Source organism: Mesorhizobium wenxiniae, from assembly GCF_002284535.1.
GTDB lineage: Bacteria > Pseudomonadota > Alphaproteobacteria > Rhizobiales > Rhizobiaceae > Mesorhizobium > Mesorhizobium wenxiniae.
In genome coordinates, this window is sequence record NZ_NPKH01000039.1 from 294,608 (window position 1) to 321,604 (window position 26,997).

Below are 26,997 nucleotides of genomic sequence, written 5' to 3' on the forward strand. Positions count from 1 at the left end.
GTCCTGATCAGGTCGAAGGTCGCCGCGGGTTAGCCTGAGATAAAACGCCAGACCTCGGGATCAGGCTCGATCTGGCCGCTGAGCACGAAGTACTTGTAGAGCACGAGCAAGCAGATCGCCTGCTCGGCCCGTTCGTCGGCGAACTTGCGGCAATAGGCGTTGGCGGCGGCAACGATACGCTCGGCCTCAGTCGGATGACGTTCGAGATATTGCACCCGCTCGGCAAATCCGTGAAATCAGGTTCGAGCGGCACATGGTGAACATCGGCCACGAGTTCGCTTTCGGCGAACCATGTCTCATACGTCGGCGGCATCAGGCACAGCGAATTCGAACTCATGATCCATTTTAGGTTGGTCGCCACATCGTTGCCTTCGAGCCAAATGATATAGCGACAGCGCCGCTGCTGATCGATGCTCAGATAAGATTTGCGATATTCCGGCGCTGCCGTCGGTTTGGGCGTGCCGACATCGCAAAAGGGCAGATCGCGCGCGGCCTCCAGAAGCAAGGTCCTTATCGGGTTGGTGAGCTCGCCGCGCCACACCGCAACCGGAAGCTTGTCCGCGAAGGCTATATCGTCGGCGGGCATGTGGAAGTGGCGGAACTTGTTGAGCTTGAACAGGACCCCGTTCCTGTTGTCGCCGGCGATCGGCCGATCCTTGACGATCGACGGCATCGCAGGCACTTCAATGACGTCGCCGAATTCGAAGTCGATGCGCAAATCGGGATCGAAGTAGCGGGCAAATTCCTTCAGATCGTAGTAATACATGCTCCGGCCTCTCGGCATGCGGCTGACCGGCACGGCGCCGGCGCTCGGCGCGAAAGGGTCCTGCAACCTATTGTAATAATTGAGACGCGCGCGGACGGATCCATCCGAAAACCTGGCCTGATCGAGCAGCCCGGCGAGCCTGCGGCGGAACATCGCCTGCGGTGCAATATCGCGTACGGCATTGCGCGCATAGTAGAATAGCTTCTGGGCGTTTCTTTGAAGGGTGGCCATCGGTCACTTGATCAAAAGTCGGCTTGTGATTTGCCCCCGGCCCCTCCTACACCATTGTGCCAGCCATCTTGCAAGCCACAGAACCGTGTTCAGCTAGCCTGCCGGCTGTGTATGGAGCCGATCGCTCTTTGCGGTGTTGTGTTTGGAGCCCAATGCTCCTAGGCAGGGCTAAGAACCTTGGGAGTGTGAAAGGAAGAGATATGGCGCGAGCACCGAATTACGGCCAGGAACGCAAGGAACGCGACCGGCAGAAGGCCGCCAAGAAGGCGGAAAAGCAGGCGGCCAAGGTGGCAGCCAAGGAACGTTCGAAACCCGAAGACGAGACCACGTCCGAGACCGAAACGGAAACGGCAGAGTAAAACGCATCCGGCCCGCGAGGCGGATCGAATTTGGCCTAGGAATCCCGCTGCGTCTTCAGGCCGGCGCCTTGTCGCTGACGAACACGTTCACCTCGCGCGCGGCGGCGATGAAGGCGCGCCTTGCGGTCATCGCCGGTTTGTCGCCGGCCAGCGCATCATGGCAGGCCTGCAGCGCTTCGCGATGCTTTGGACTGCGCTTGCCGGGCCAGCTGTTGAGGAGGTAGTCGGAAGCCTCGCGGACGGTACGCAAGAGCTGAGTGGTTCCCTCCGCGCCCGACTTGACGGTCACGGGTGTTTCAAATCGGTTGTTTTCCATCGCCGCTCTTACGCCATCGGCGCTCGCGAAGCGAGGGCGAAAGTGGTTGCCTCCGCAATCACGCCGCGACGACGGCAAATCCCCTGGCGCGCAGGCCGCGCCGGTCATTGTGCAATGACATCACCAGCCGGTCGCGGCTGCCGACGATATGGGCCGAAAGCCGCCGTGCCGCCTCATCGGCATCGCCGGTCCGCACCGCTGCCAGAATGGCACGGTGTTGGGCCCAGGCACGGCCGAGTGCCGCCTCGTCGCGCACCTCCAGCCAACGGGCGCGTGACAGGCGCGTCATGGCATCGCGAACGGCCCTGAGCAGGAACTCGTTGCCGGACAGGCGTGCCAGCTCGATGTGAAATCCATGCCGACGCGATGCCATTCCTCGCGCGGGGTGCCGGCGTCACAGGAGTCCAGCATCGCCTCGATGACGTCGACGGCGCTCCTCTCCTCCAAGGCACAAGTCAGCTTGACCGCCGCCACCTCGACCGCCTCGCGGTAAACGGCGATCTGCTCGAGCTCGGTGAGGTTGATCGGCGATGCCGTCCAGCCGCGCCCGTCGCGGCAGACCAGACCTTCCGTCTCGAGCCGCAGCAATGCTGCCCTGACCGGCGTACGCGAGGCCCCGAAGCGGCTTTCGATCCAGCGCTCCGTCAGCCGCTCGCCCGGGCCGATCTCAAGGCCGAGGATCATTCCGCGAAGGTGTTTTTCGACATTCTGCATCTGCGACATGGTGTTCCGTTCTGGCTATTTGTTCTGGCTATCTGGTCGCTGCTCAGCGTTGAGAGCGCCGCATTGACAGCCGTCGAGCTTGCGTCCATGACGAATACCAACTTGGTATCCCAAAACGGTATCTGCAGCAAGCCGCCGACAGACTTGCCGGACAGGACAGGACATGCCGCAAGACGCCACCCCTGCCACGCAAGGCGCCCACAACATCCACTGGCGCCGCAATCTCGCCGTGTGCTTTGCCGGCTCGTTCAGCACGCTTGTCGCGATGACGCTGCTGTTGCCTTTCCTGCCGCTCTATGTCGAGCAGCTGGGCGCCGTGGGGCACGCAGCTGTTGTACAGTGGTCCGGCATCGCCTATGGCGCGACGTTCTTCGCCGCAGCGCTGGTGGCGCCGCTGTGGGGACGGCTGGGCGACCGCTACGGCCGTAAGCTGATGCTGGTGCGTGCCAGTTTCGGCATGGCCGTCTGCATGTCGCTGACCGGCATGGTGGAGACTGTCTGGCAATTGGTGCTGCTGCGCCTGCTAATCGGTTTCGCCGGCGGCTATTCCTCGGGCTCGACCATTCTCGTCGCCATGCAGACGCCGAAGGACCGGTCAGGCTGGGCGCTTGGTGTGCTGTCGGCCGGCATCACCGCAGGCGCCCTCGTCGGCCCCCTGCTCGGCGGCGCGCTGCCGCCTTTGATCGGCATCCGCGCAACCTTCCTGCTCGCCGGCGGCGTCATTTTCTTGGCGTTCCTGGCAACGACTTTTCTCATCGAGGAGAACCCTCGCCCGGTAGCCGACAAATCAGCATCGACTGAGAAGCCGAAACGCGGCTGGTCGCAAATCTCGGACAAGCGCCCGGTCGTCGCCATGCTGGCGACCGGCGCGCTGTTGAGCTTCACCACAATGACGATCGAGCCGATCATCACGGTCTACGTCCAACAGCTCATAGAGGATCAAAGCCGCGTCACGCTGATCTCCGGCGTCGTCATGTCGGCGGCAGCACTTGGCGCCATTCTGTCGGCCTCGCGTCTCGGCAAACTCGCCGACCGCGTCGGCCATTGGAACGTCATCATTGGGGCGCTTGCCGTCTCGGCGCTGCTGCTCATCCCGCAAGCCTTCGTCACGCAGGGCTGGCAGCTCGTCGGCCTGCGTTTCCTGATGGGGCTGGCGCTTGGCGGTCTTTTGCCCTGCATCACCAGCGTCATCCGCCACAATGTTCCGGACGGCGTCGGCGGCAATGTGCTCGGCCTATCGATCTCGGCGCAATATGTCGGACAGGTCGCCGGACCACTGCTCGGCGGCTTCGTCGGCGGTCATTTCGGCATGCGCGCGGTGTTTCTCGGCACATCCGTGCTGATGGCGGGCGGAGCTGCGTATAACTGGCTGGTCCAGTCGCGACGCGCGCGCGACATGCTGGTGCAGGCGGGCAAGTCGTGACACCGTTCGCGAGCTATCATTACTTGACGGAGACCAGAGACATGAGCACGGCCGAGCAGCCAGCAAGCGGCAGTGGCCGCATTCTCATTTTCACCGGCGGCCTGTGCGGCGCGGCCGGCGTGGCACTCTCCGCCGCGGCCGCGCACCTGGGCGGCGCTTTCGTCGGCACGGCCGCGTCCTTCCTGCTCATGCATGCGCCGGTCTTTCTTGCCGTCGGCCACGTCGGCGCAAACCGGATCCTGCGAACCGCAAGCCTTGTCCTTCTTGTCGGGCTTGTATTGTTCTGCAGTGATCTCCTCGCCCGTGACTTTCTCGGCTCGCGGCTTTTCCCGATGTCGGCGCCGATCGGCGGCACCCTGCTCATCGCCGGCTGGCTGGCGGTTGCAGCCTCGGCGCTCATGCGCCCGCGCTCCTGAGATGGCGCTTGCGGGCAAACGGCCGGGGTCCGTTTCCGCCAAACGACGATCAGTCAGACGATAACCAATCCTGCCGGCGTTCGGGCCGGACCGGCAGGTCGCGATTGCGTGCAGCCGGCTTGGTCAGGCGGCGCCGCTCCGGCCTATCGATGGCCGGCGAGATGCCCCAATAGTTGCGATAGATGTCTTCGAACAGATGATTGATCGGATGCATGGCTAGGCTCCTTTTCCAACTTGAATCGATCCAATCGACAGGCCGAAAATGCCGTGCCGATCAGCTCCGCTTGCGCTCCACGAGAAAACGTAGATCGCGGATCCACGGGCCCGCCCTGCCGCGCCGTGTCCGGGTCACCGCGTTCGAGGTTATGCTCCAGTCGTTGCGATAGATGTCTTCGAAAAGATAGTTGACGGGGTGCATGGCTGTCTCCTTCCTGAATCGATCCAACCGACAGATGGCATTGGGCTTGGATCGATTCAAAAATACACCCAACCGCACCGATGTCAAGCAAAAATTTGAATCGATCCAACGAAAGTGCTAGAGAGGAGTCTGGGGGCAAAATGGCGTCATCCACCGAAAGCAATACAAGACCCATCCGGCTGGCCGACATCGCCAAGGCCGCCGGGGTTTCGCACGGCACCGCCTCCAACGTGTTCAGCCGCCCTGAGATCGTGCGCGAGGAGGTCCGCGAACGGGTCAAGGCGGCCGCCGAGGCGCTGGGTTATGCCGGGCCCGACCCCAAGGGCCGGCTGCTGCGCGCCGGCAAGGTCAACGCGATCGGCGTCGCCACGACCGAGCCCCTCGCCTATTTCTTCGACGACCCCTTTGCCCGCGCGATGATGGCCGGGATTTCCGAGGCATGTGACGCCACCGGCGCCGGCATCGCGCTGGTATCGGCCGGCAACCAGGAGAAGCTTGCCTGGAACATCCAGAGCGCCCTGGTCGATGGCTTCATTCTTTTCTGCATCGAGGGAGGTCCGCGCCTCGTCGAGCTAACACGCGAACGCAAGCTCCCCTTCGTTGCGCTCGAGCTCGGTTCCGAGGACGACACAGTCTCGGCGATCGGCGTCGACAATGTCGTCGGCGCCCGCATGGCGGCACGCCATCTGGCGGAGCTTGGTCATCGCCGCTTCGCCGTGCTGTCGCTTGCCCTCGCCGACGGTCGCACCGGTCTGGTCACACCAGAGCAGGTCCGCTCGGCGGTCTACACGGGAACACGCGACCGCTATGCAGGCTATTTCGAGGAGCTCTCCCGCTTCGGCGTGGATACGGCCAGCGTACCGGTCTTCGAGACCGAGAACGACGAGGCCGGCACCAGAGCGGGCCTCGAAACGGTATTCGCCTCGGCCGAGCCGCCCACCGCCATCCTGGCGATGTCGGACAGGATCGCCATGATCGCCATCGAGTGGCTGAAGGCACGTGGCCTCTCGGTTCCCGGCGACGTTTCCATCGTCGGCTTCGATGGCGTGCCGGACGCGGCGCTTTGCGATCCTGCGCTCACCACGATCGCCCAGCCGATCGCCGAGATCGGCCGCCGGGCGGCACGAACGATCCTTGATTTCGACGGCACGGTGCGGCGTGAGACGCTCGGCGTCGAGCTTGTCGTCAGGGCATCTTCCGGACCGCCGCCCAAAACAGCCTGAACCCGGACGCTTACGGATTGCTAGTCGCCATGGCCCCCACACCGAAGGGCGTATGGACAGGCGGCGCCTCGCTACGGACCGGCTTGCTCTTACCGGACTTTCCAATACCCGACAGCCATTCAAGATAATAAGCGAGCGCGAACTGCATGGCGATGCCGGCGGCGATAAGCAAACTGTCATAGGCAAACCCGCCCGGGTTGATCAGCTTCATCACCTGCGCCACCATAGCGATCACCGTGCCGGCGATGAAAACCGGCAGCGAACGTTTGCCCAATATGGCGAGCGGATGGTCGCGACTGGTGCGGAACAGGTTCGAGACAGAAGGAAAGGCCACAATCAGGTAGCTCACCGCCAGGATGTGGATCAGCCTCGGCAGCGACAGGAATGTCTTGTCGAAGCCGGTCAGCACCACGGGCAGGTTCAGCCACGACACGTGCCCCCATAGCGGGCTGTGCACCCAAATCAATGCCGCCGCGACATAGACCGCCGCCGTGCCGACCAGCCAACGGTTGACCGGAATGGTGCCGCCGCGCTTGATATGCAGCATACTCGCCAGGCCGATGTTGAAGAGGAACTGCCACGACAGCGGATTGAGGAACCAGAAGCCGGGCTCAGGATAATTCGGCGGCGCGATCTGATAGATCCCGGCAACCAGCCACAGAGCTCCCGATATCGCGAGCGCCGCCACGGGCCTGTAGCTGATGAACAGCAGGAAGGTTGGCGCCATCAGCAGCAGCACCGCATAGACCGGCAAGATGTTGTTGTAACCGAGCTGATGGCCAAGCGTGACGATGCCGATCAGCACTTGCTGCGGGTTCCTGATCAATGGCTCGATGTTGATCAGCGTCAGCATGTCCGGCCGCTTCTCGAACACCGCCGCCCCGCAGAAAATGGCCACCACCACCATCGTCGTGACGATGTGGGCGACATAGAGCACACCGGCGCGGCGCCACAATTTCAGTATGGCCATGAGCCGGTTTCCCGGCTGGAATTTTGAACCATAGGCGAGCGCAACGGACATGCCGGAGATCAGCACGAAGGCTTCCGCGGCATCCGAAAAGCCGAAATTCTTGTAGGTCAGGGTTTCGAAAACCGTGCCCGGGACATGGTCGACAAATATGATCAGCAGAGCGAGAGCGCGGAACACATCGATACGCGTATCGCGTTCCGAATTTGGCATGGTCATCGATAAAAGGCCTCAAAGCTGGTTGTTCATGCCGGCGATCGATGCGACCGCCCGACGCACCGCTTCGCTTCCTCCCCGCAGGAGCATATCGCGGACAAACGGACTGAAATGCGCCCGGTTCAATCAACTTTGAAGGAGCCCGAAAATATTCCGTTTTGAAGCCGGCAAATGAACAAAAACGACGCGAAATCAAAAGGATGCAACTATGGCCGAAAAACCTCCGGAAGACGGCTTTTTGCGGCGAGACCTGCCGTTTTTCTATCGCCTCTACAGACCAGCAGAACCAACCGGCGAATGCCTTTTTCTCCTGCATGGATCCGGCGTCGACGAGACGACGCTGGTGGCGCTGGGGCAGCAAATCGCGCCGCACGCGTTGTTGGTGGCGGTGCGTGGCCGTATCGCTCAGGAGGACGGTTTCCGCTGGTTCAGACGGATCTCGCCCATACGCTTCGAACAGGGTAGCATCCGCAAAGAGGCGGACGCTTTCGCGGCCTTCATCACCGAGGTGGCGAAACGCCACGACCTCGCCCTCTCCCGGGCAATTTTTCTCGGCTATTCGAACGGCGCCAACCTGGTTTCAAGCATGATGCTGCTGCATCCGCAGCTCATCGCCCGAGCAGCATTGCTGCGGCCCATGCCCGTGATGGACGAGGTGCCGCCGGCGGATCTCCGCAAGGCACGGGTGGCAATCATATCCGGCGCCGCCGACCTGACCTATGGGCCCTTCGCACTCGCGCTGGTCGGACTGCTCGGCCGGCATGGTGCCGAGGTCGAGGCCCACACGATCGCCTCCGGCCATGAAATCGGCGATCGGGATGCTGAAATCGTCAGGCAATGGCTGGCCGGCCCCGCAACCACTATTGCGCAGGCAAATTGATGAGCCGAGATTTTACCCTCGCCCCATCCGGGCCCAGGCGTCCAGCCCCGCGATCTTGTAGGCTTCGGCCAGCGTCGGATAGTTGAAGGTGTTGTTGACGAAGAAATCGACGGTGCCACCGAGATTGATCACCGCCTGGCCGATATGGATCAGTTCGGTCGCGCCCTCGCCGACGATATGCGCGCCGAGCAGCCGGCGTGTTTCGATCGAAAACAGAAGCTTCAGGAAGCCGGTGTTGACGCCCATGATATGGCCGCGCGAGGTCTCGCGGAAGCGCGCCACGCCGACCTCATACGCGCCGCCACCCTCGCGCACCTGCTCCTCGGACTGGCCGACGGTCGAGATTTCCGGCACGGCGTAGATGCCGTAGGGAAAGGTTTCCGGCGGCGGCGGCAAGGGCACGCCGAAGGCATGGCAGGCGGCCACCCTGCCCTGTTCCATCGAGGTGGAGGCGAGGCTCGGAAAGCCGATGACGTCACCGGCGGCATAGATGTTCGGCGCACTGGTCCGGAAGGTCTGCGGATCGACCTTGATGCGGCCCCGGGAATCAGCCTCGATGCCGACCACGTCCAGACCGAGCGCGCCGACATTGCCGGTGCGCCCCGCGGCATAAAGCACCATCTCCGAGCGTATGGTGCGGCCGTCGGCAAGCGTCACCTCGGCATAGTCCGGTTTCGAGGCGATCTCCTTGATCGCACTGCCCAGCCGGATCGTCATGCCGCGGTCGCGCATCTGATGGATGAAATCGTCGACGATCTCGCGGTCGACGAAATCGAGGATGGTGTTGCGCGGTTCGACCAGCGTCACCGGCACGTCGAGCGCCGAAAAGATCGTCGCGTACTCCACGCCGATGACGCCGGCGCCAATCACCGTCAGTGTCCGCGGCAGGCGCTCGAGCTCCAGCATCTCGTCGCTGTCGAAGACACGTGTCTTGTCGAAGGGCACGTCGCGCGGCCGGTGCGGGCGGGTGCCGACCGCGATCAGCGCATGCGCAAAACCGACTTCGCTATAGTCGCCCGTGTCCGTCGTCAGGCTCGCTCTGTTGGGACCGAGAAACTTGACAGCGGCGCGTGCGCTCTTGACCGTGTTGCGCATGAACTGGTGCTGCAGCACCTCGACCTCGTGATCGAGCGTCTTGTGCAGGCGTTCGATCAGATCGCCGACCAAAATGTCCTGCTTGACCCGGTAGCCGCGCCCGTAGAAGCCGCGCTCGCGCCAGCCGGAGAGGTTGAGCACAGTTTCCCGCAGCGTCTTCGACGGGATGGTGCCGGTGTGCACGGAGACACCGCCAAGCCGCCGGCCCCTGTCGACCACCAGCACGGCTTTGCCGAGCTTGGCCGACTGCACTGCGGCGCGGCGCCCTGAAGGGCCGCTGCCGATGACCAGCATGTCGTAGTCCATGTCGCCCTCGCCTGCGCTTTGTTGCGCTGCAGCAAGCTAACGCCATCGGCGCTCCAAATTCAACCGATTCGGGCTGTGCCCGGCGCTGCTTCCCACCGCATGTCGCGGAAAGGCTTGATCTTGATTCCGCAGCAAGACTTCACCATTTCAACACCAGGCGGCCCGCACCCTATCCCGGGCCTGATTACGAGGAAATGACATGAACGCGCGCGTTCTCGACGGCGAAATCATCACCACCAGGCTCGATGATATCAGGGCCTATGATGGCGTGCGCAGGCGGCGTGTCCTCGCCTTCATCATCGACTATTGCATCGTCGCGCTGCTCACCATCCCGTTCGCGATCCTGGTGTTCTTGCTCGGGATTCTGACGCTCGGCCTCGGCTGGATGCTGTTTTCCGTCCTCGTGCCGGCCGTCGCCATCCTCTACATCTGGAACACGCTCGGCAGCGCCGACCAGGCCACGACAGGCATGAAGATGATGGGGATCCGGCTCGACCGTCTGGACGGCACCCGCATCGACGGGCTGACGGCGGTGGTGCATTCGGTGCTGTTCTGGGCCGGCAACGTTATCCTGACGCCGCTGGTCCTTCTGGTGTCGCTGTTTGCCGACCGCAAACGCACGCTGCACGACCTGCTGCTGGGCACGGTGGTCAGCCGCAGTGACCGCTGAAACAGCTTTTTTACGAGTCCCGCGTGCATTTGTGTGCAAAGTGACGGCTTCCGATCACCCACGCCTTCACAATCCTGTTGAATTTTTCGCCGTGCGCGCCAAAGGTATGATTCGCAGGAGTGTTTCCAAGGTTCGATGACGCACCATCCTACCCAGTCGCCGCAGTTCTTCCTGACCGCGCCGTCGCCGTGCCCGTATCTTGAGGGCCAGTTCGAGCGCAAGGTGTTCACGCATCTGGTCGGCGACAAGGCACCGGAGATGAACGACCTATTGACGCAAGGCGGCTTCCGGCGATCGCAGAACATCGCCTACCGGCCGGCCTGCGAGACCTGCCGCGCCTGCGTTTCGGTACGCATCCTGGCCCAGGAATTCACTGCCAGCCGCAACATGAAGCGGGTGATACAGCACAATTCAGACCTCATCGGTGCCATGCACGACGCGCAACCATCCACCGAGCAGTATTCGCTGTTCCGCAGCTATCTCGATGCCCGCCATCGCCGCGGCGGCATGTCCGACATGACGGTGCTCGACTACGCCATGATGGTCGAGGACACCCATGTTGATACCAAGGTCATCGAATACCGGCGCCGCGGCCCAGACAGCTTCATCACCGGCAAGGGCCAGGGCGAGCTGATCGCGGTGGCGCTCACCGACAAGATGGCCGACGGCCTGTCGATGGTCTATTCCTATTTCAATCCGGACTTCGAGGACCGCTCGCTCGGCACCTTCATGATCCTCGACCACATCGCCCGCGCCAGGGCGATGGGCTTGCCCCATGTCTATCTCGGCTACTGGGTCAACGGCTCGCGCAAGATGAACTATAAGATGCGCTTCATGCCGCAGGAGCATCTCGGCCCGAAAGGCTGGGAACGCTACGGCCACGAAGCGGTTTCGCGCTGATCCGCCCTTTCGCCAACATCCTTAAAACTGTTTCAAGGAGGATGCCGCTGGTTTTCGGCCGCTTGGCTGGAACGACAGACGCTGGGCCAATTTTGCGCCTGCCTCCACTTCATTGCGAGAATTGCCATGTCGTCCCACAACGATCACCAGAAGGGCCTTCTCATCACCGCCATCGGCGGGCTGACGCTGACCATCGACATTCCACTGATCCGGCTCGCTGACGGCGGCGCGTGGACGATCCTCCTGCTGCGCACCGGCACCACCTTGGTCGCGGCGCTGATCATCTGGACCGTCTGGCGCTCGCTGAGCAGGAACGCGCCGCAGCTCATCCCCGGCTGGTCGGGGCTTGTTGTCGCGATATGCTATGGGCTGACCTCGGTCACCTTCGTCACCAGCATCTATTATACCACGACCGCCAATCTGGTCTTCATCCTGGCCTTCAACACCGTGTTCGCGGCACTGCTGTCCTGGCTGTTCCTGAAGGAGCGGCCACGACTGGTCACGGTGGCCGCGATGCTGGTCATGATTGTCGGCGTCGCGATCATCGTCGGCGATTCGATCGGCACCGGGCACCTGTTCGGCGATCTCATGGCGCTGTGCTCGGCTTTCTTTATCGCGCTGGCCATCACCATCTCGCGCGCCAGCGGCAAGGACATGGGGTTCACATCGCTGGTCGGCGTGATCCTGCCCCTGGCCGTCGCAGTGTTCATGGTCTCAGGCGAAGGCCTTCAGGTGAACGCGCCGTGGTGGATCATCTTCAACGGCGCCGTAATCATGCCGATCTCGTTCTTCTGCCTCGCCAACGGGCCGAAATATATTTCGGGACCGGAAGTGGCGATGTTCTATCTACTCGAAACCGTGCTGGCGCCGGTCTGGATGTGGATGATCTTTGCCGAGACGCCTTCGCGCAACAGCCTGATCGGCGGCGCGATCCTGATCGTCACGCTGGTCGCCCATTCGCTGTGGCAGCTGCATGAGGGGCGCAAGCGCCGCGCAAGCCTTGCGGTCAGTCACCCGGCCTGAGACTTCTTCTCGGCAACGATTTCGATTTGCGGCGACCCTTCCAGCTCCGCCGGTGCTGCGGGGGCGAGTTCGTCGGCCAATTCCACCTCGCGCAGCCATTCGCGCCAGATCGCGACCAGCAATGCCATCAGCACCGGGCCGATGAACAGGCCGAGAAAGCCCATCGTCTTGACGCCGCCGATCAGGCCGAAAAAGGTCGGCAGGAACGGCAGCTTTATCGGGCCGCCGACCAGTTTCGGGCGCAATGTCTTGTCGACGATGAACAGTTCGACGCTCCCCCAGATGAACAGCGCCAACCCGGCCATCGGCGAGCCGCTGGCGGCGAGATAGATCGAAACAAGCGTGAAGGACAGCGGTGCGCCGCCAGGGATCAGCGCCATGATGCCGGTCAGGGCGCCGAGCGTCACCGGCGACGGCACGCCGGCCAGCCAGTAGGCCACGCCCAGCACCACCCCCTCGCCGATGGCGATAATGGTCATGCCGGTTACCGTCGAGGAAATCGTCGCCGGCACGACGCGTGAAATCCGCTCCCACCTGGTCGGCAGGATGCGTTCGCCAAGACGGTCGACCTGCCCGGCAAAATGCTCGCCGTCGCGATAGGCAAAGAACAGCGCGATCATCATGAACAGCAGCGCCAGCAGAAGGCCGAAGGCACTGCCGCCGGCGGCCAGCACGCCGCGGTAGATGCTGCCGATGTTGGCGCCGCTGATCAGCTGGATCAGTTCGCCGATGCCGCCGGGATGGCCGAGATTGCGCGTCCACTGCTCGTTCAGCCAGTCGCCCACCACAGGCAGCGTGGCGATCCAGTGCGGCGTCACCGCGCCTTCGCGGTTGGTCTCGATCGCCCAGCCAACCCATTCGCGGACTTCGTTGCTGGCGTAGGCGCCGGCGAGCGCGATCGGCACCACCAGGAAAGTGAGGATGAACAGGATCGCCAATGTCGCGGCGATCGTGCGGTTGCCGCCGACAGCAGCCAGCAGCCGCCGATAGAGCGGCCAGCTGGCAAAGGCGATGACGAGAGCAGCCAGCACCGGGACCAGGAAACCATGAAAGAAATAGACCCCGGCGGCAACGATCAGCACCAGGAGCCAGCGCGCTGCCGACAGCGGCGGAATGACGGCGGATCTGACCGGCGTCGACAGGCCGAACAAGCGCTGCTGCCCTTCCGGTTTCTTAATCCTGGCTTCTTTCAAATGCCCATTTCTCCCAAAGGCGTGTGTCCCCGCCTTATGTAGCGATGCTTATGTACCATCATAGTGCAGCAATCGTGGCGACATTCCAAATGTTTGCATGGAGGCGCTAATCTCCCCCCTTGAGGGGGAGACGTCGCCGCAGGGCGACAGAGGGTCGGGACGTTCAGACACGACCTCTTATTGCGAACAGGGGAGGCTGGCGCTTTATGCGCGGGGACCCCTCTGGCCTGCCGGCCATCTCCCCCCTGAGGGGGGAGATTACCTACCCAAACTTCCCCGCCCTCGGGAAGCCCTTCGGTACCATGCGTCCGGCCGAGGCTCGAGCACCGATCCACCCAATCAGCTCTTCGCGTGATTTGACGAAGGTGCGGTCGGCCGAATCCTGCCAGGAGAGACCACCTGCGAGCGTGAAGGTCTTGAGGTCGAGGACGCCACCATCCTTGTATTTCTGCAGGCGAACGCCCTTGCCGCGACCCATCTCAGGGATCTCGGCGAGCGGGAAGACCAGCATCTTGCGGTTCTCGCCGACGATGGCGAGATGGTCGCCGGCGACCGGCACGCAGCGCTGGGCCTCGTCGGGCGCCTTGACGTTCATCACCTGCTTGCCCTTGCGGGTGTTGGCGACGACTTCCTCTTCCGGCACGATGAAGCCATTGCCGTCGTGAGACACCAGCAGCAGCTTGCGTTTGGGATCATGGACAAAGGCGGTGACGATGTCCTGGTCGTTGTCCATGTCGACAATGATGCGGATCGGTTCGCCATGGCCGCGCCCGCCCGGCAACCGGTCGGCGCCGATCGTGTAGAACTTGCCGCCGGTGGTGAAGACCAGCACCTTGTCGGTGGTCTGAGCGTGGAAGGCGAGCTTGAGGCTGTCGCCCTCCTTGAAGGTCAGCAACGAATGATCGGTCAGGTGACCTTTCATCGCCCTGAGCCAGCCCTTTTCCGAAACGACCACGGTGACCGGCTCGCGCTCGATCATCGCATGGGCGATGTCGGTCAGGTCATGTTCGGGCGCGTCGGCGAACTGGGTCCGGCGCTTGCCGAGCTCGGTCTCCGGTCCGAATTTCTCGCGGATGCTGGAGACTTCCCATTTGATCGTCGACCACTGCCTGGCGTCGGACGCAAGCAGCGCCTCGATCTGCTTTTTCTCGATAGTGAGGCCGTCGAATTCCTTGCGGATCTCGAATTCCTCGAGCTTGCGCAGGGCCCTCAGCCGCATGTTGAGGATGGCTTCGGCCTGGTTGTCGGTGAGCGACCAGCGCGCCATCATCACTTGCTTGGGCTCGTCCTCCTCGCGGATGATCCTGATCACCTCGTCGATGTTGAGATAGGCGATCAGATAGCCGGCGAGGATCTCCAGCCGCCTTTCGATCTCGCCCAAGCGATGCCTGGAGCGGCGGATCAGCACCTCGCGGCGGTGCTCCAGCCATTCCTTGAGCACGCCTTTCAGCGACAGCACGTTGGGTATCTTGCCGCGCGACAGGACGTTCATGTTGAGCGGAAAGCGGCTTTCGAGCTCGGTCAGCTTGAACAGCGATTCCATCAGGATGCCGGGATCGACCGAACGGCTCTTCGGCACGAGCACGACGCGGACGTCTTCGGCGCTCTCGTCGCGGATGTCTTCGAGCAGCGGCAATTTGCGCGCCATCAGAAGCTCGGCGATCTTTTCGATCAGCCGCGCCTTCTGGACGCCGTAGGGGATTTCGGTGACGACGATGCTCCAGGTGCCCCTGCCCTGGTCCTCCTGGCTCCATTTCGCCCGGAGGCGGAAACCACCGCGACCGGTTTCATAGGCTTCGAGGATCGAGGCCCGGCTATCGACGATGATGCCGCCGGTCGGGAAATCCGGACCTTGGACGAAGTCCATCAATGCCGTCACCGGCGCATCGGGGTTCTCGATCAGATGCAGCGCGGCGTCGCAGAGCTCGGCGGCATTGTGCGGCGGGATCGAGGTCGCCATGCCCACGGCAATGCCGGACGAACCGTTGGCGAGCAGGTTCGGGAAGGCGCCGGGCAGCACGACCGGCTCCTCGTCCTCCTCATTGTAGGTCGGCCGGTAGTCGACCGCATCCTCGGTGATGCCGGACAGCAGCTCGGTCGCCACATCGGTCATGCGCGCTTCGGTGTAGCGCATGGCGGCGGCGTTATCGCCGTCGATATTGCCGAAATTGCCCTGCCCGTCGACCAGGGGATAGCGCATCGAAAAATCCTGCGCCAGCCGCACCAGCGCGTCGTAGATCGACTGGTCGCCATGCGGATGAAACTTGCCCATCACCTCGCCGACGATGCGGGCGCATTTGGCGAACCCCTGGTCGGGGTTGAGCCTGAGCAGCCGCATGGCATGCATGATGCGGCGATGGACCGGTTTCAGCCCGTCGCGCACGTCCGGCAGCGCCCGGTGCATGATGGTCGACAGCGCATAGGCGAGATAGCGCTCTTCCAGCGCTTTCTTCAGATCGACCGGCTCGATGTTGTCGCCACCGCCATCGCCAGGCGGCAAAAGCCTTTTTCCCATGGGCTGGGACTAGCCGAGCGGGTGATTCGCGGCAAGAGGCTTGAGTGCGCCTCCTTCCGCAACACGAACTGGACGCACTGCTGCTCCGACCAACATCAATCGGTTACATCCCGGCTCTATGGCAATGGATCGGATTTGCCTTTCGCCATGGTTTTCGACCATTTTGCGGGAGAACGCCTTTTTCCCGTCCAGTTCATCACGGAAGGGTGACGGCGCAACGAGTTTAAAAAACAATCTTCAGGACACTCTCAGGGGACTCGCGATGACGATCAGACGCTCGACACTCAACAAACTTGCTTTTTCGACGTTTTTGCTGACGCTGCCGCTGAACGCGGCCTTGGCGCAGGACGCGGCGGTCGCCGACCGGCTGAAGGCGGCTCTCGCCGCCCAGGGCGTCGACATCTCCTGGACCGGGGTGACGGGGGATGCCTCCAGCATGGTGCTGCAAGGCGTGGCCTTCAAACCGGCGGCCGAAAAGGAAGCGTTCAAGATCGGCGACGTCACACTCGAAGGCGTGACCGAAGCCAATGGCGGCTATGAAATTGAAACCGTCTCGACTGCGGCGTTCCGGCACAGCGAGGACGGCGTCACGGTCGACCTCAGCCCCTTCATCATCCACGACATGACGGTTCCGGCGGACGGCGCCACAGGCCCGCTGGGCTCAATGATGATGTATAAATCGGCCGAACTCGACAACATGACGGTCAAGGTTGCCGACAAGACCGCATTCTCGATGGACGGACTCGCCATCGAAATCACCCCACCGGCCGACGGCAAGGCGATGGAATTTTCCGGAACCACGGAAAAGTTCAATGCCGACCTGACGCTGGTCGAGGACCCGAAGTCCAAGGACGTGATCAACGCACTCGGTTACCAGAACATCACCGGGAACCTTGAAATGAAGGGCACCTGGCAGCCTGCGGACGGCAAGATGGAGCTGTCGAAATACGACATCTCCGTCGACAATGCCGGAACGCTCGGCATGACCTTCGGTCTCGGCGGCTACACGTTGGACGTCATCAAGTCGCTGCAGGAGATGCAGAAGAAGATAGCGGCTCAGCCCGAAGGCGCCGACAACTCGGCGCAAGGCATGGCCATGCTCGGCGTCCTGCAGCAGCTTTCGTTTAACAGCGCTTCGATTCGCTTCGACGACGATTCGCTGACCAACAAGGTGCTCGACTACGTCGGCAAGCAGCAAGGCGTGTCCGGCAAGGACATCGCCAACCAGGCCAAGGCGATCGTGCCTTTCGGCATGGCGCAGCTCAACAATCCCGAATTGACGGCGCAGGTGTCGGCGGCAGTCGGCAAATTTCTCGACGATCCGCAGAGCCTCGAGATCTTGGCCGAGCCGCCGGCGGCAGTTCCGTTCGCGCTGATCATGGCGGGCGCCATGTCCAACCCGCTCGACCTGCCGAAGACGCTTGGCGTGACGGTCAAGGCGAACGAAGACTGACCGGCACGTCTCTGGCCGGTTCTGCAAAATGCGCTTACATTGGAAGTGTCAGCGTCGCCCCTCATCCGCCTGCCGGCACCTTCTTTCCCCGTATAGTGACGGGGAGAAGGGAAATGGCCGCGACCTTGGCGCCCATTTTGCAACGCAGGCAGCTGGCGAAACCATTCGTGACGGCGTCTTTCTCCCCGTCACTATACGGGGAGAATGCCCGGCAGGGCAATGAGGGGCAGCGCAAACCGATAGCGTTTAGAATCGGTTGCTGGAGGTTTTTAAGCCTCTTTCTTGGTCACGGCGACGCGCAGCGATAGTTCGCGGAGCTGCTGCGGGCTGGCTTCCGACGGCGCGCTCATCAACAGGTCATAGGCCTGCTGGTTCATCGGGAACATCGTCACTTCGCGCAGGTTTTTGGCGCCGACCAGCAGCATGACGACGCGGTCGATGCCGGCCGCCATGCCGCCATGCGGCGGTGCGCCGTACTGGAAGGCGCGGTAGAGGCCGCCGAAGCGCTCCTCGACCGTCTCGCGGTCCAGCCCGACAGTCTCGAACGCCTTGACCATGGTTTCCGGCAGATGGTTGCGGATGCCGCCAGACGCGATCTCGAAACCATTGCAGACCATGTCATACTGGAACGCCTTGATCCCAAGCAGATCCTCGCCGTTGAGCGCGTCGATGCCGCCTTGCGGCATGGAAAACGGATTGTGGGCGAAATCGATCTTTTTCTCGTCCTCGTTCCATTCGAAGAAGGGAAAGTCGACGATCCAGCACAGTTCGAAGCGGTCGCGGTCGACAAGGTTCAGCTCCTCGCCGGCGCGAGTGCGCGCGGCGCCCGCGAACGAGACGAATTTCTTCGGGTCGCCGGCGACGAAGAAAGCGGCGTCGCCATCGGCAAGACCGAGTTGCTGGCGGATCGCCTCGGTGCGCTCCTCGCCGATGTTCTTGGCGAGCGGACCGGCGCCTTCGAGCTTCTCGCCCTCCTTTCGCCAGAAGATATAGCCGAGGCCCGGCTGGCCCTCGCCTTGCGCCCAGGAATTCATGCGGTCGCAGAAGGCGCGCGAACCGCCGGTCTTGGCCGGAATGGCCCAGACCTCGGCCTTCGGGTCGTTGGCGAGGATATTGGCGAACACCTTGAAGCCGGAATCGCGGAAATGATCAGAGACCGCCTGCATCTCGATCGGGTTGCGCAGGTCCGGCTTGTCGGTGCCGTATTTGCGCATGGCGACGTCATAGGCGATGCGCGGAAACTCCTGCGTCACCGGCTTGCCGGCGGCAAAGGTCTCGAACACACCGCGCATCACCGGCTCCATGGTCGCCAGCACGTCGTGTTGCTCGACGAAGCTCATTTCCACGTCGAGCTGGTAGAATTCGCCCGGCAGGCGGTCGGCGCGCGGATCCTCGTCGCGGAAGCACGGCGCGATCTGGAAGTAACGGTCGAAGCCCGAAACCATGATCAGTTGCTTGTATATCTGCGGCGCCTGCGGCAGCGCGTAGAAGGTGCCGGGATGGATGCGCGACGGCACCAGGAAGTCACGGGCCCCTTCAGGCGACGAAGCGGTCAGGATCGGCGTCGAGAATTCGGTGAAGCCGACCTCGCCCATGCGCTTGCGCATCTCGGCGATGATTTTCGTACGCGCCACGATGTTCTTGTGCAGCGTGTCGCGGCGCAGATCGAGGAAGCGATATTTGAGACGAATGTCCTCGGGATAATCCGGCTCGCCGAACACCGGCAGCGGCAGTTCCTTGGCCGCCGACAGCACTTCGATCTCGCGCGCGAAAACCTCGATCTCGCCGGTCGGCAGGTTGGCGTTCGCGGTCTCGGCCAGGCGCGCCTTGACCTCGCCGTCGACACGGATGACCCACTCGCCGCGCACCGTCTCCGCGATCTTGAAGGCCGGCGAATCCGGATCGGCGACGATCTGGGTCAGGCCATAGTGGTCGCGCAAATCGATGAAGAGCAGGCCGCCATGATCGCGCACGCGATGCACCCAGCCCGACAGGCGAACGGAAGAGCCGACGTCGCTCTTCCTCAACTGGGCACAGGTATGGCTGCGGTAACGATGCATTGTCATTGATAAGTCCGGATGTTGATTGCGGCCAAGGCATGATGGCCCGGCCCGAAAATTTGGGCGAAAAGCACATGAGAGGCCGCCTTTGTCAAGGCAGGCGGCGCACGGGCAGCATCTCTCGGTTTGAACTTCGGCTTGTAAACCCTGGCTGTGTGAAAACTCCACACCACAGTCAAAGCGTAGAATTTGCTCCGCTTGATCGTGATCGGGGTGGTCAAGCCGTGTACAATGGCCATTACACGGACGGGAGGACTACCATGAGCATTCGCACATTGACTGTCCTGGTGACGCTGCTTGTCGGCACCTGCACATTTGCACACGCTCAGACAAAGCCGATGTCAATCGAGGTGTTTCCATTCGAATTGGAGGACAAGAGCGCTGGGGCGGGAATAATTCCGCCGGATGAACACGATAGGCGCTATCTGTCCGAGTCGGCACAAGTGGCGAAGGACATGCTCTCCCAGTCCGGACGTTTTACAGTGGTTGATGCGCCGGCGACAGATGAGCAGGCGGTTGCACCGCACGGATTGCGCAATTGCGGTGGCTGTGAAAGCAAAATCGCCAAAGAGCACGGCGCATCTCTTGCCTTGCTAGGCGTCGTAACGCGCGTCAACCGAACAGAACATACCATGTTCATTCGCATCCTCGACGCTGAAACCGGGAAACCTGTTTCGCAGGGCTTTACCGATCTTCGCATGGGTCCGAACTACGCGTGGCCCCGCTCCGTGAAATGGCTGATGACAAACAGAATTCTGCGGTAGGACGCCCACCACCCCAGCGCGCCATCGGGAGCGCGAAAGATCGCCCCACAGCTAAAAATCAAACCGAGAAACTGATTGTCGGCGCTGGTCTGCTAATCGCCGGGAATTGCCGCTGGCATTGGCGCGGGCGATGGTTCAAGAAGGATCAACGACAGGCCTTCCTTCATGTCCTCCATGCGCCCGCTGATCCCGCTCCTTATTGCCGCCGGCATCCTGCTCGGCGGCAACGGCCTGCAGAGCACCCTGATCGCGCTGCGCGGTGCGCAGGAGGGATTTTCGGCCTCGACCATCGGCCTGATGGGCACGTTCTATTTCGCCGGCTTCCTGCTCGGCTGCCTCGCAGTCACCCACATCATGAAGGCCGTCGGCCATGTCCGCGCCTTTTCCGCGCTGGCGGCGATCGCTTCCGCCGGGACATTGCTTTTGGTGCTGGTCGTCGACCCGGTCATGTGGTGCGTGTTGCGCCTCGCCGGGGGCTTCTGCTTCGCCGGCCTGTTCACCATCATGGAAGCCTGGCTCAATTCCGGGGCAGCCAACAAGGATCGCGCGCGGGTGCTGGCCATCTACCGGATGGTCGACATCGGTTCGGTCACAGGCGCACAGTTCCTGATCCCGATCGTCGGCGCCGGCGGTTTCGCCATCTTCGCCGTCATGTCGATCATGATCACGCTCTCGCTGGTGCCGGTGTCGCTTGGCGACCGCTCCAACCCGACCCCGCCGGAGGACGTCAAGCTCGACCTGGCCCGCGTCTGGCGGATTTCGCCGCTCGGCTGCTTCGGCTGCATTGCCGTCGGTGTCACCAACAGCGCCTTCCGCACATTGTCGCCGGTCTATGCCGAACAGATCGGCATGTCGGTCACCGACGTCGTCACCTTCGTCAGTGTCGGCATCTTCGGCGGCGCCATCATCCAGTATCCGCTCGGCTATCTGTCCGACCGCTGGGACCGGCGTTCCGTGCTGCTGATCACGACGTGCTGCGCGATGCTCGTATCGCTGGCGCTGGTGTTCTGGGCGGGCAGCGACCCGTCGCTCAACTTCGTGATCGTCTTCATCTTCGGCTGCTTCGCCATGCCGCTCTACTCGCTATCGGCGGCGCATTCCAACGACCGCGCCGACAAGGGCGAGTTTGTGCTGATCAACGCGGCGCTGATGCTGTTCTATTCCTTCGGCGCCATTGGCGGGCCGTTCGCCGCCTCGACAGCGATGCAGTATTTCGGGCCAAGCGCGCTGTTCGTGTTCACCGCCACCGTCTACGCCATCTTTGTCGTCGTCATCCTTTACCGGATGCAGGTGCGATCGGGCGTGCCGGCCGGCCATCGCAGCCGTTTCATCGGCCTTTTGCGCACATCGACAGTGTTCGCCCGACTGGCCAAGCGCAACGATGATTCCGACGGGCCTGCGAAGCAATGATGACGGTCCCCGATGTCTTGAACCCGGGGCTGCCGCTTGACGAAAGCCCGCGCGGCTGAAATTGAAGGAGACCTTACCCCCTTTGCCAAAAGCGATTTGATGCACGTCATATCAACCCAAGAAGAGCTCGAAACCGCTGTTGCCGCGTTCGAAAAGTCGGATTTCGTCACCGTCGACACCGAATTCATTCGCGAGACGACCTTCTGGCCGATCCTCTGCCTGATCCAGATGGCGGCGCCCGGGGTGACGGCACTGATCGATCCGCTGTCATCCGATATCGATCTGCAGCCGTTCTTCAGGCTGATGGCCAACGAGGCCGTCGTCAAAGTCTTCCATGCGGCGCGCCAGGACATCGAAATCATCGTTCATCTCGGCGACCTGGTCCCGCATCCGGTGTTCGACACCCAGGTGGCGGCGATGGTTTGCGGCTTCGGCGACAGCGTCTCCTATGATCAGCTCGTCCAGAAGATCACCGGCGCTCGGCTCGACAAGTCCTCACGTTTCACCGACTGGCGCCACCGGCCGCTTTCCGAAAAGCAGCTTGACTACGCGCTCGCCGATGTCACCCATCTAATCGAGGTCTACCAGCACCTCAGCGCCGAACTGGTGCGGGAAAACCGCGCTCATTGGCTGAACGAAGAGATGGAGGTGCTGACTGCGCGTGAGACCTACGATCCGCATCCGGAGGATGCCTGGAAGCGGCTGAAGATGCGGCTGCGCAAGCCGCACGAGCTGGCGATCGTGCAAGCGGTGGCGGCATGGCGCGAGCGCGAAGCGCGCGAACGCGACGTGCCGCGCGGCCGGGTGCTCAAGGACGACGCCATCTACGAGGTGGCGCAGCAGGCGCCGCGCGATGCGGCAGCACTCGGCAAGCTGCGCACCACGCCGAAGGGTTGGGAACGGTCGGCGACGGCAACGGCGCTGCTTGGCGCGATCAACAGCGCGCTTGCCGTGCCCAGGGAAGAGATGCCGAAGCTGCCGAAGAGTTTTCAGCCGCCCGAAGGCTCCAATGCCGCCGCGGAATTGTTGAAAGTCCTGTTGCGGATCGTCGCCGAAAGGGAGGGCGTCGCTTCGAAGGTGCTGGCCTCCAGCGACGACATCGACCGCATCGCCGCCGAGGGCGAGGCCGCCGACGTGCCGGCCTTGCAAGGCTGGCGACGCGCCGTGTTCGGCGAGGCCGCGCTCAAACTGGTGCGCGGCGAGATTGCGATCAAGTTCGACAAGCGCAAGATCGCGCTGTTCGATTTGTAACGTCTGCCACATCCTTCTCCCTTTGTTGTGGGAGAAGGAAAGTCAACGCTGGCGCGGCTGACCAGTCAGGTGGAAAACCGCGATGACGATCACCGGTATCGCCAGAAGCGCGAATTTGGTGACGATCAGCGCCGAGGCGAAGGACAGCGAATCCGGATTGGCCGACAGGAAATCCGAGAGCAGGCGGGCCACAGCGATGTTCTGCGCATAATCGGCAAGCGTGTAGGGCAGCACCAGGACAAGCGCGAACAGCGACTGGAGCTGCGCGGGCAGAGCCCGGAAGCTCTTCAGCCGCCGCCCCGTGGCCAGGATCAGGCTGACCAGCGTCAGCGACAGCAGCGCCGGGAACGGCAGGTCGAAGGTCAGGTAGTGCCAGACCAGGATGATCTCGCTGCCGCGCCGGCCGAGCGCCGTCAGCCAGGCCATGCCCTCATCCGGGGTGAAACCGGTCCAGCGCAAATCGAGCGACGGCAGGCCACCACTCAGCTGGCGGAAATAGAGGATCATGGGGACGAAAACCGCCGCGCAGGCAAAACAGAGCGCGGCAGCGTGGCGCGACAGCCGCAGCGTCATTGCCGTCAGGCTTCGTGCGAGTTGGTTAGGCTCCGCCGGGGTAATTCGGGCTTTCCCGGGTGATCGTGACGTCATGGGCGTGGCTTTCACGAAGTCCGGCGTTGGATATGCGTACAAAGGTGGCGCGGTCGCGGAAATCGGCAAGATCGCGCCCGCCGACATAACCCATAGCGGCTTTCAGGCCGCCCGCAAGCTGGTGCAGCACGCCGGACACAGGTCCCTTGTAAGGCACCTGCCCTTCGATGCCTTCCGGCACCAGTTTCAGCGTGTCGCGCACCTCGGCCTGGAAGTAACGGTCGGCGGAGCCGCGGGCCATGGCGCCGACCGAGCCCATGCCGCGATAGGCTTTGAACGAGCGGCCCTGGTGCAGATAGACTTCGCCCGGGCTCTCGTCGGTGCCGGCCAGCAGCGAGCCGATCATGGCGGCACTGGCGCCGGCGGCGAGCGCCTTGGCGAGATCGCCGGAATATTTGATGCCGCCATCGGCAATGACCGAGACGCCCGATTTCTGCGCTGTCTCGACCGCCGACATGATTGCCGAAAGCTGCGGCACGCCGACGCCGGCGACGATGCGGGTGGTGCAGATGGAGCCGGGCCCGATGCCGACCTTGACGGCATCGGCGCCGGCATCGATCAGCGCCAGCGTGCCTTCTGACGTGGCGACGTTGCCGGCCAGAATGCGGACCGAATTGGACAGCTTTTTAGCCCGCGTCACCGCATCGAGCACGCGTTGCGAATGACCGTGCGCGGTGTCGATCACCAGAAGGTCGACGCCGGCATCGATGAGCCGCTCGGCGCGCTCGAACCCGTCATCGCCGACGCTGGTGGCGGCCGCCGCGCGCAAGCGTCCCTGCACGTCCTTGGTGGCGTGCGGGTTGAGCTGCGACTTCTCGATGTCCTTGACGGTGATCAGCCCGACGCAATTGCCGTCGCTATCGACCACGACCAGCTTTTCGATGCGGTGCTGATGCAGAAGCCGCTTGGCCTCGTCCTGATCGACATTTTCCTTGACCGTGATCAGGTTCTCACGGGTCATCAGCTCGTAGACTTTCTGTGCCGGGTCGGAAGCGAAGCGCACGTCGCGGTTGGTCAGGATGCCGACCAGCCGTCCGACCTTATGCCCGCCGGCGCCGCCATTCTCGACCACCGGAATGCCCGAGATGCTGTAGGTGCGCATCAGCCCCAAGGCGTCGGCGAGCGTCGCGTCGGGGCCGATGGTAACGGGGTTGACCACCATGCCGGATTCGAATTTCTTGACCTGCCGCACCTGCTCGGCCTGTTCGGCCGGCGAGAAATTTCGGTGGATGACGCCAATGCCGCCAGCCTGGGCCATGGCGATGGCAAGACGCGCCTCGGTCACTGTATCCATGGCGGCGGACAGGATCGGCACGTTGAGGTCGATGTCGCCGGCAATGCGGGTGCGGATGTCGGTCTCGCCCGGCATGACCTCGGAATGACCCGGCTGCAGCAGCACATCGTCAAAGGTCAGCGCCAATGCGCCCGTGGACGTTTCGATAATCTTTGCCATGGCCAGCCCTCGGAATGCATGAAAAGCGCTGGACCGGATGGACAGCGCCGACTCGTCTTCTTCCCTTTCAGGATTGGCGCTGGCTCGTAACACGTCCCGTCGCCGATGAAAAGCCGATTGCTTTGCGCACGGCAGGGCTGCGAACTCAGCTTGGTGCCTTCGCGGTGACGGATTGGTGACCGGCATTCGCCGCTGCTCTGCGAGCGCAGCGGGAAAGATACGCTCGGATGGTCGCTCGGGTAGTGGGTCAGGTTGAAATTTGAGCGCCGGCAGGCGATGGATGGCCTAATAGTAATCGTAAACGCGCCGCTTGCCCCGCTTGCACTTGATCTCTTCCTTGTATTCGTCACCTTCCCACTTGCGCTCGATCGTGCAGTTGCCGCGCCGATATTCCTCTTTGTAGCTGTAGCGTTCCCGCTTCCGCTCATAATTATCTTCGTATCGGTAGCGGTCCTGCCATTTTTCATGGCCGCTCTCGTCCTTCCACGGATCGGCAGCAGCCACGCTGTTGCCTCCGACGATTGCAACCCACGCGGCAAGCATGGTGCCTAGCATCTTCATGACGCATCTCACTTCAAAGGGGTTTAACTCGGATAAACCAGTTCCGGTTCCCGGCGCTTCCGCGCTCGTGATCCGTTGGCAGTTATGCTATTGATTTGTGCATGGTGCTGATTTGCGCCAACCGACCCGCCGCCGAGGCGGGTCTTTTATTTTAAGCGCCGTTCTTCGCAAGGGTTCGGGCTGGCACGGCTGCCCGGGTCGCACAAATGTGACGGCAAATTAAGGCGACATCCGACCCAACCCGTGGTAACCCGCCCTGCCTGTCGGCCTGCCCCTCCCCTGGACCGGCAAAGCAATCGACGACGCAACATTCAAATCCGGACGCGTTCCATGAACCGCACCATTCCGCTTATCCTGGCGGTCGCTCTGTTCATGGAAAACATGGATTCGACCGTTATCGCAACGTCGCTGCCGGCGATCGCCATCGACCTCCAGACCAGCCCGGTCGCGCTCAAGCTGGCGCTGACCGCCTATCTGGTGTCGCTGGCGGTCTTCATTCCGATCAGCGGCTGGATGGCCGATCGTTTCGGCGCCAAGAACGTGTTTCGGGCGGCGATCGCCGTGTTCATCGTCGGTTCGGTCGCTTGCGCCGTGTCCAATTCGCTGCCGGCTTTCGTGATTTCGCGCTTCCTGCAAGGCATTGGCGGCGCAATGATGACGCCAGTGGGACGGCTTGTGCTGGTGCGCGCCACGCCGAAAAGCGAGCTTGTCGCCGCCATGTCCTGGCTGAGCATCCCGGCGCTGGTCGGGCCGCTGGTCGGTCCGCCGGTCGGCGGTTTCATCACCACCTATTGCAGCTGGCACTGGATCTTCCTGATCAATGTGCCGATCGGGCTGATCGGCATCTGGCTCGCCACACGCTTCCTGCCGGAGACCGAATCGGCGCAGACGCCGCCGCTCGACTTCATCGGCTTCGTGCTGAGCGGGCTGGCGGCATCGGGCATCGTGTTCGGCCTGTCGGTGGTCAGCCTGCCCGCTTTGCCGCCGATCGCCGGCTTTCTCACCGTGGCTGTCGGGCTGGCGTCAGCCGTGCTTTATCTCCTGCATGCGCGCCGCGCCAAGAATCCGCTATTGGCGCTCGAGCTGTTCCGCAACCAGGTGTTCCGCTCCTCGGTTCTCGGCGGCGGGCTGTTCCGCATCGGCATTGGCGCCGTGCCTTTCCTTTTGCCGCTGATGTTCCAGATCGGCTTCGGGCTGACGCCGTTCCAATCGGGAATGATCACCTTCGTAGCGGCGGTCGGCGCGATCGGCATGAAACTCGTCACGACGCTGATCTTCAGGGTCGCCGGCTTCCGCCGGGTACTGATCTTCGGCTCGCTGATAGCGGCGGCGTCGATCGCCATCAACGGCTTGTTCACGCCCGACACGCCCTATGTGCTGATTCTCGCCGCCCTGCTCGTCGGCGGCTTCATCCGCTCGATGTTTTTCACCGGCATCAACGCGCTTGCCTATGCCGAGATTTCGACCGCCGACACCAGCAAGGCAACGCCGATCGCCGCGGTATTCCAGCAACTGTCGATCGCGCTCGGCGTGGCGCTGGCCGGCGGCATCCTGGAAGTGTCGACGACAATCCATGGCGGGCCGCTGACGCTGAGCGACTTCCACATCGCGTTCTTCATCGTCGCGGCGGTGTCGGCGGCCGCATCGCTGTCATTCATGCGGCTGGCGCCGGACGCCGGCAACGCCGTGTCAGGATATGGCGGGCTGACGGCGCCCAAGACGCTGGAGGCGGGTCCACCGGCGGGGCAGTGAGCCCT

Annotated in this window: 25 protein-coding genes and 1 pseudogene; 13 read left to right on the forward strand and 13 right to left on the reverse strand. The window is 62.8% G+C overall.

The window, feature by feature from the left end:
• Positions 1–7: 7 nt before the first annotated feature.
• A complete protein-coding gene (locus CIT31_RS31665) occupies positions 8–766 on the reverse strand; it encodes a glycosyl transferase family 90 (protein WP_342586969.1) in 759 nt (252 codons plus the stop codon).
• Positions 767–1,197: 431 nt separating this feature from the next.
• Between CIT31_RS31665 and CIT31_RS31670 the strand changes: the two genes are divergently transcribed.
• Complete coding sequence (locus CIT31_RS31670; protein WP_023798419.1) at positions 1,198–1,356, forward strand: hypothetical protein; 159 nt, start codon at positions 1,198–1,200, stop codon at positions 1,354–1,356.
• 55 nt (positions 1,357–1,411) lie between these two features.
• On the opposite strand, the gene CIT31_RS31675 is transcribed toward CIT31_RS31670, so the two are convergent.
• Entirely contained in the window at positions 1,412–1,645 is a 234-nt protein-coding gene (locus CIT31_RS31675) for a DUF982 domain-containing protein (protein WP_245316534.1), read from the reverse strand.
• Between the two features lie 85 nt (positions 1,646–1,730).
• Positions 1,731–2,395 (reverse strand): annotated as a pseudogene (locus CIT31_RS31680) (GntR family transcriptional regulator).
• A gap of 163 nt (positions 2,396–2,558) precedes the next feature.
• Here CIT31_RS31680 and CIT31_RS31685 point away from each other — a divergent pair.
• Both CIT31_RS31685 and CIT31_RS31690 read left to right on the forward strand, forming a co-directional pair.
• Positions 2,559–3,818: a multidrug efflux MFS transporter gene (locus tag CIT31_RS31685; RefSeq protein ID WP_095521737.1), complete on the forward strand. Its 1,260-nt coding sequence runs from the start codon at positions 2,559–2,561 to the stop codon at positions 3,816–3,818.
• Between the two features lie 41 nt (positions 3,819–3,859).
• Entirely contained in the window at positions 3,860–4,234 is a 375-nt protein-coding gene (locus CIT31_RS31690; protein ID WP_095521738.1) for a DUF423 domain-containing protein, read from the forward strand.
• A gap of 49 nt (positions 4,235–4,283) precedes the next feature.
• Here the strand turns inward: CIT31_RS31690 and CIT31_RS34525 are convergent, their stop codons facing one another.
• Complete coding sequence (locus CIT31_RS34525; RefSeq protein ID WP_095521739.1) at positions 4,284–4,448, reverse strand: hypothetical protein; 165 nt, start codon at positions 4,446–4,448, stop codon at positions 4,284–4,286.
• Positions 4,449–4,508: 60 nt separating this feature from the next.
• A complete protein-coding gene (locus CIT31_RS31700) occupies positions 4,509–4,652 on the reverse strand; it encodes a hypothetical protein (protein WP_095521892.1) in 144 nt (47 codons plus the stop codon).
• A 140-nt stretch (positions 4,653–4,792) separates the two neighbouring features.
• On the opposite strand from CIT31_RS31700, the gene CIT31_RS31705 reads away from it, so the two are divergent.
• Positions 4,793–5,875 (forward strand): LacI family DNA-binding transcriptional regulator, encoded by a 1,083-nt coding sequence (locus CIT31_RS31705; protein ID WP_095521740.1) that lies wholly within the window; start codon positions 4,793–4,795, stop codon positions 5,873–5,875.
• 10 nt (positions 5,876–5,885) lie between these two features.
• Here CIT31_RS31705 and CIT31_RS31710 read toward each other — a convergent pair whose 3' ends face one another.
• Positions 5,886–7,061: an OpgC family protein gene (locus CIT31_RS31710; RefSeq protein WP_095521741.1), complete on the reverse strand. Its 1,176-nt coding sequence runs from the start codon at positions 7,059–7,061 to the stop codon at positions 5,886–5,888.
• Positions 7,062–7,401: 340 nt separating this feature from the next.
• On the opposite strand from CIT31_RS31710, the gene CIT31_RS31715 reads away from it, so the two are divergent.
• Positions 7,402–7,938 carry an alpha/beta hydrolase gene (locus tag CIT31_RS31715; protein ID WP_342586970.1) on the forward strand — a complete coding sequence of 179 codons (537 nt, stop codon included), beginning with the start codon at positions 7,402–7,404 and terminating at the stop codon, positions 7,936–7,938.
• A 12-nt stretch (positions 7,939–7,950) separates the two neighbouring features.
• Here the strand turns inward: CIT31_RS31715 and sthA are convergent, their stop codons facing one another.
• On the reverse strand, positions 7,951–9,339 hold the full coding sequence (gene sthA, locus CIT31_RS31720; RefSeq protein ID WP_095521743.1) for a Si-specific NAD(P)(+) transhydrogenase: 1,389 nt from the start codon (positions 9,337–9,339) through the stop codon (positions 7,951–7,953).
• 199 nt (positions 9,340–9,538) lie between these two features.
• Between sthA and CIT31_RS31725 the strand changes: the two genes are divergently transcribed.
• From CIT31_RS31725 to CIT31_RS31735, 3 genes are all read left to right on the forward strand, one after another.
• Entirely contained in the window at positions 9,539–10,009 is a 471-nt protein-coding gene (locus CIT31_RS31725) for an RDD family protein (RefSeq protein WP_095521744.1), read from the forward strand.
• A 135-nt stretch (positions 10,010–10,144) separates the two neighbouring features.
• The gene (locus CIT31_RS31730; protein WP_095521745.1) at positions 10,145–10,909 is read left to right on the forward strand and encodes an arginyltransferase; all 765 of its coding nucleotides are present in this window, start codon (positions 10,145–10,147) and stop codon (positions 10,907–10,909) included.
• Between the two features lie 126 nt (positions 10,910–11,035).
• On the forward strand, positions 11,036–11,932 hold the full coding sequence (locus CIT31_RS31735) for a DMT family transporter (RefSeq protein ID WP_095521746.1): 897 nt from the start codon (positions 11,036–11,038) through the stop codon (positions 11,930–11,932).
• Here CIT31_RS31735 and CIT31_RS31740 read toward each other — a convergent pair.
• Both CIT31_RS31740 and parC read right to left on the reverse strand, forming a co-directional pair.
• A complete protein-coding gene (locus CIT31_RS31740) occupies positions 11,920–13,125 on the reverse strand; it encodes an AI-2E family transporter (protein ID WP_095521747.1) in 1,206 nt (401 codons plus the stop codon). The two genes, CIT31_RS31735 and CIT31_RS31740, sit on opposite strands and share 13 nt — an antisense overlap.
• Before the next feature lie 262 nt (positions 13,126–13,387).
• Complete coding sequence (gene parC, locus CIT31_RS31745) at positions 13,388–15,640, reverse strand: DNA topoisomerase IV subunit A (RefSeq protein ID WP_095521748.1); 2,253 nt, start codon at positions 15,638–15,640, stop codon at positions 13,388–13,390.
• A gap of 262 nt (positions 15,641–15,902) precedes the next feature.
• Here parC and CIT31_RS31750 point away from each other — a divergent pair, with 262 nt between their 5' ends.
• Complete coding sequence (locus tag CIT31_RS31750; RefSeq protein ID WP_095521749.1) at positions 15,903–17,093, forward strand: hypothetical protein; 1,191 nt, start codon at positions 15,903–15,905, stop codon at positions 17,091–17,093.
• A gap of 269 nt (positions 17,094–17,362) precedes the next feature.
• Here CIT31_RS31750 and aspS read toward each other — a convergent pair whose 3' ends face one another.
• Positions 17,363–19,153 (reverse strand): aspartate--tRNA ligase, encoded by a 1,791-nt coding sequence (gene aspS / locus CIT31_RS31760; protein ID WP_165778622.1) that lies wholly within the window; start codon positions 19,151–19,153, stop codon positions 17,363–17,365.
• Positions 19,154–19,413: 260 nt separating this feature from the next.
• Between aspS and CIT31_RS31770 the strand changes: the two genes are divergently transcribed.
• The 3 genes from CIT31_RS31770 (at position 19,414) to rnd (ending at position 22,578) form a co-directional block, all read left to right on the forward strand.
• On the forward strand, positions 19,414–19,917 hold the full coding sequence (locus CIT31_RS31770; protein ID WP_095521893.1) for a DUF3280 domain-containing protein: 504 nt from the start codon (positions 19,414–19,416) through the stop codon (positions 19,915–19,917).
• 165 nt (positions 19,918–20,082) lie between these two features.
• A complete protein-coding gene (locus tag CIT31_RS31775; RefSeq protein WP_095521752.1) occupies positions 20,083–21,327 on the forward strand; it encodes an MFS transporter in 1,245 nt (414 codons plus the stop codon).
• Between the two features lie 99 nt (positions 21,328–21,426).
• A complete protein-coding gene (rnd, locus tag CIT31_RS31780) occupies positions 21,427–22,578 on the forward strand; it encodes a ribonuclease D (protein WP_095521753.1) in 1,152 nt (383 codons plus the stop codon).
• 42 nt (positions 22,579–22,620) lie between these two features.
• Here the strand turns inward: rnd and CIT31_RS31785 are convergent, their stop codons facing one another.
• From CIT31_RS31785 to CIT31_RS31795, 3 genes are all read right to left on the reverse strand, one after another.
• Complete coding sequence (locus tag CIT31_RS31785) at positions 22,621–23,151, reverse strand: hypothetical protein (protein WP_165778612.1); 531 nt, start codon at positions 23,149–23,151, stop codon at positions 22,621–22,623.
• A 25-nt stretch (positions 23,152–23,176) separates the two neighbouring features.
• Positions 23,177–24,679, reverse strand: a complete 1,503-nt coding sequence (gene guaB, locus CIT31_RS31790) for an IMP dehydrogenase (RefSeq protein WP_065008021.1) — start codon at positions 24,677–24,679, stop codon at positions 23,177–23,179.
• A gap of 285 nt (positions 24,680–24,964) precedes the next feature.
• On the reverse strand, positions 24,965–25,240 hold the full coding sequence (locus CIT31_RS31795; RefSeq protein WP_095521755.1) for a hypothetical protein: 276 nt from the start codon (positions 25,238–25,240) through the stop codon (positions 24,965–24,967).
• A gap of 330 nt (positions 25,241–25,570) precedes the next feature.
• Between CIT31_RS31795 and CIT31_RS31800 the strand changes: the two genes are divergently transcribed.
• Entirely contained in the window at positions 25,571–26,992 is a 1,422-nt protein-coding gene (locus CIT31_RS31800) for a DHA2 family efflux MFS transporter permease subunit (RefSeq protein WP_095521756.1), read from the forward strand.
• Positions 26,993–26,997: the final 5 nt, after the last annotated feature.

Excerpts from the sequence above, each read along its gene's own strand:
- CIT31_RS31665 (WP_342586969.1), bottom strand. The coding sequence starts at position 766 with ATGTATTACTACGATCTGAAGGAATTTGCCCGCTACTTCGATCCCGAT.
- CIT31_RS31670 (WP_023798419.1), top strand. The coding sequence starts at position 1,198 with ATGGCGCGAGCACCGAATTACGGCCAGGAACGCAAGGAACGCGACCGG.
- CIT31_RS31685 (WP_095521737.1), top strand. The coding sequence starts at position 2,559 with ATGCCGCAAGACGCCACCCCTGCCACGCAAGGCGCCCACAACATCCAC.
- CIT31_RS31690 (WP_095521738.1), top strand. The coding sequence starts at position 3,860 with ATGAGCACGGCCGAGCAGCCAGCAAGCGGCAGTGGCCGCATTCTCATT.
- CIT31_RS34525 (WP_095521739.1), bottom strand. The coding sequence starts at position 4,448 with ATGCATCCGATCAATCATCTGTTCGAAGACATCTATCGCAACTATTGG.
- CIT31_RS31700 (WP_095521892.1), bottom strand. The coding sequence starts at position 4,652 with ATGCACCCCGTCAACTATCTTTTCGAAGACATCTATCGCAACGACTGG.
- CIT31_RS31705 (WP_095521740.1), top strand. The coding sequence starts at position 4,793 with ATGGCGTCATCCACCGAAAGCAATACAAGACCCATCCGGCTGGCCGAC.
- CIT31_RS31710 (WP_095521741.1), bottom strand. The coding sequence starts at position 7,061 with ATGACCATGCCAAATTCGGAACGCGATACGCGTATCGATGTGTTCCGC.
- sthA (WP_095521743.1), bottom strand. The coding sequence starts at position 9,339 with ATGGACTACGACATGCTGGTCATCGGCAGCGGCCCTTCAGGGCGCCGC.
- CIT31_RS31725 (WP_095521744.1), top strand. The coding sequence starts at position 9,539 with ATGAACGCGCGCGTTCTCGACGGCGAAATCATCACCACCAGGCTCGAT.
- CIT31_RS31730 (WP_095521745.1), top strand. The coding sequence starts at position 10,145 with ATGACGCACCATCCTACCCAGTCGCCGCAGTTCTTCCTGACCGCGCCG.
- CIT31_RS31735 (WP_095521746.1), top strand. The coding sequence starts at position 11,036 with ATGTCGTCCCACAACGATCACCAGAAGGGCCTTCTCATCACCGCCATC.
- parC (WP_095521748.1), bottom strand. The coding sequence starts at position 15,640 with ATGGGAAAAAGGCTTTTGCCGCCTGGCGATGGCGGTGGCGACAACATC.
- CIT31_RS31750 (WP_095521749.1), top strand. The coding sequence starts at position 15,903 with ATGACGATCAGACGCTCGACACTCAACAAACTTGCTTTTTCGACGTTT.
- aspS (WP_165778622.1), bottom strand. The coding sequence starts at position 19,153 with ATGCATCGTTACCGCAGCCATACCTGTGCCCAGTTGAGGAAGAGCGAC.
- CIT31_RS31770 (WP_095521893.1), top strand. The coding sequence starts at position 19,414 with ATGAGCATTCGCACATTGACTGTCCTGGTGACGCTGCTTGTCGGCACC.
- CIT31_RS31775 (WP_095521752.1), top strand. The coding sequence starts at position 20,083 with ATGTCCTCCATGCGCCCGCTGATCCCGCTCCTTATTGCCGCCGGCATC.
- rnd (WP_095521753.1), top strand. The coding sequence starts at position 21,427 with ATGCACGTCATATCAACCCAAGAAGAGCTCGAAACCGCTGTTGCCGCG.
- CIT31_RS31785 (WP_165778612.1), bottom strand. The coding sequence starts at position 23,151 with ATGACGCTGCGGCTGTCGCGCCACGCTGCCGCGCTCTGTTTTGCCTGC.
- guaB (WP_065008021.1), bottom strand. The coding sequence starts at position 24,679 with ATGGCAAAGATTATCGAAACGTCCACGGGCGCATTGGCGCTGACCTTT.
- CIT31_RS31795 (WP_095521755.1), bottom strand. The coding sequence starts at position 25,240 with ATGAAGATGCTAGGCACCATGCTTGCCGCGTGGGTTGCAATCGTCGGA.
- CIT31_RS31800 (WP_095521756.1), top strand. The coding sequence starts at position 25,571 with ATGAACCGCACCATTCCGCTTATCCTGGCGGTCGCTCTGTTCATGGAA.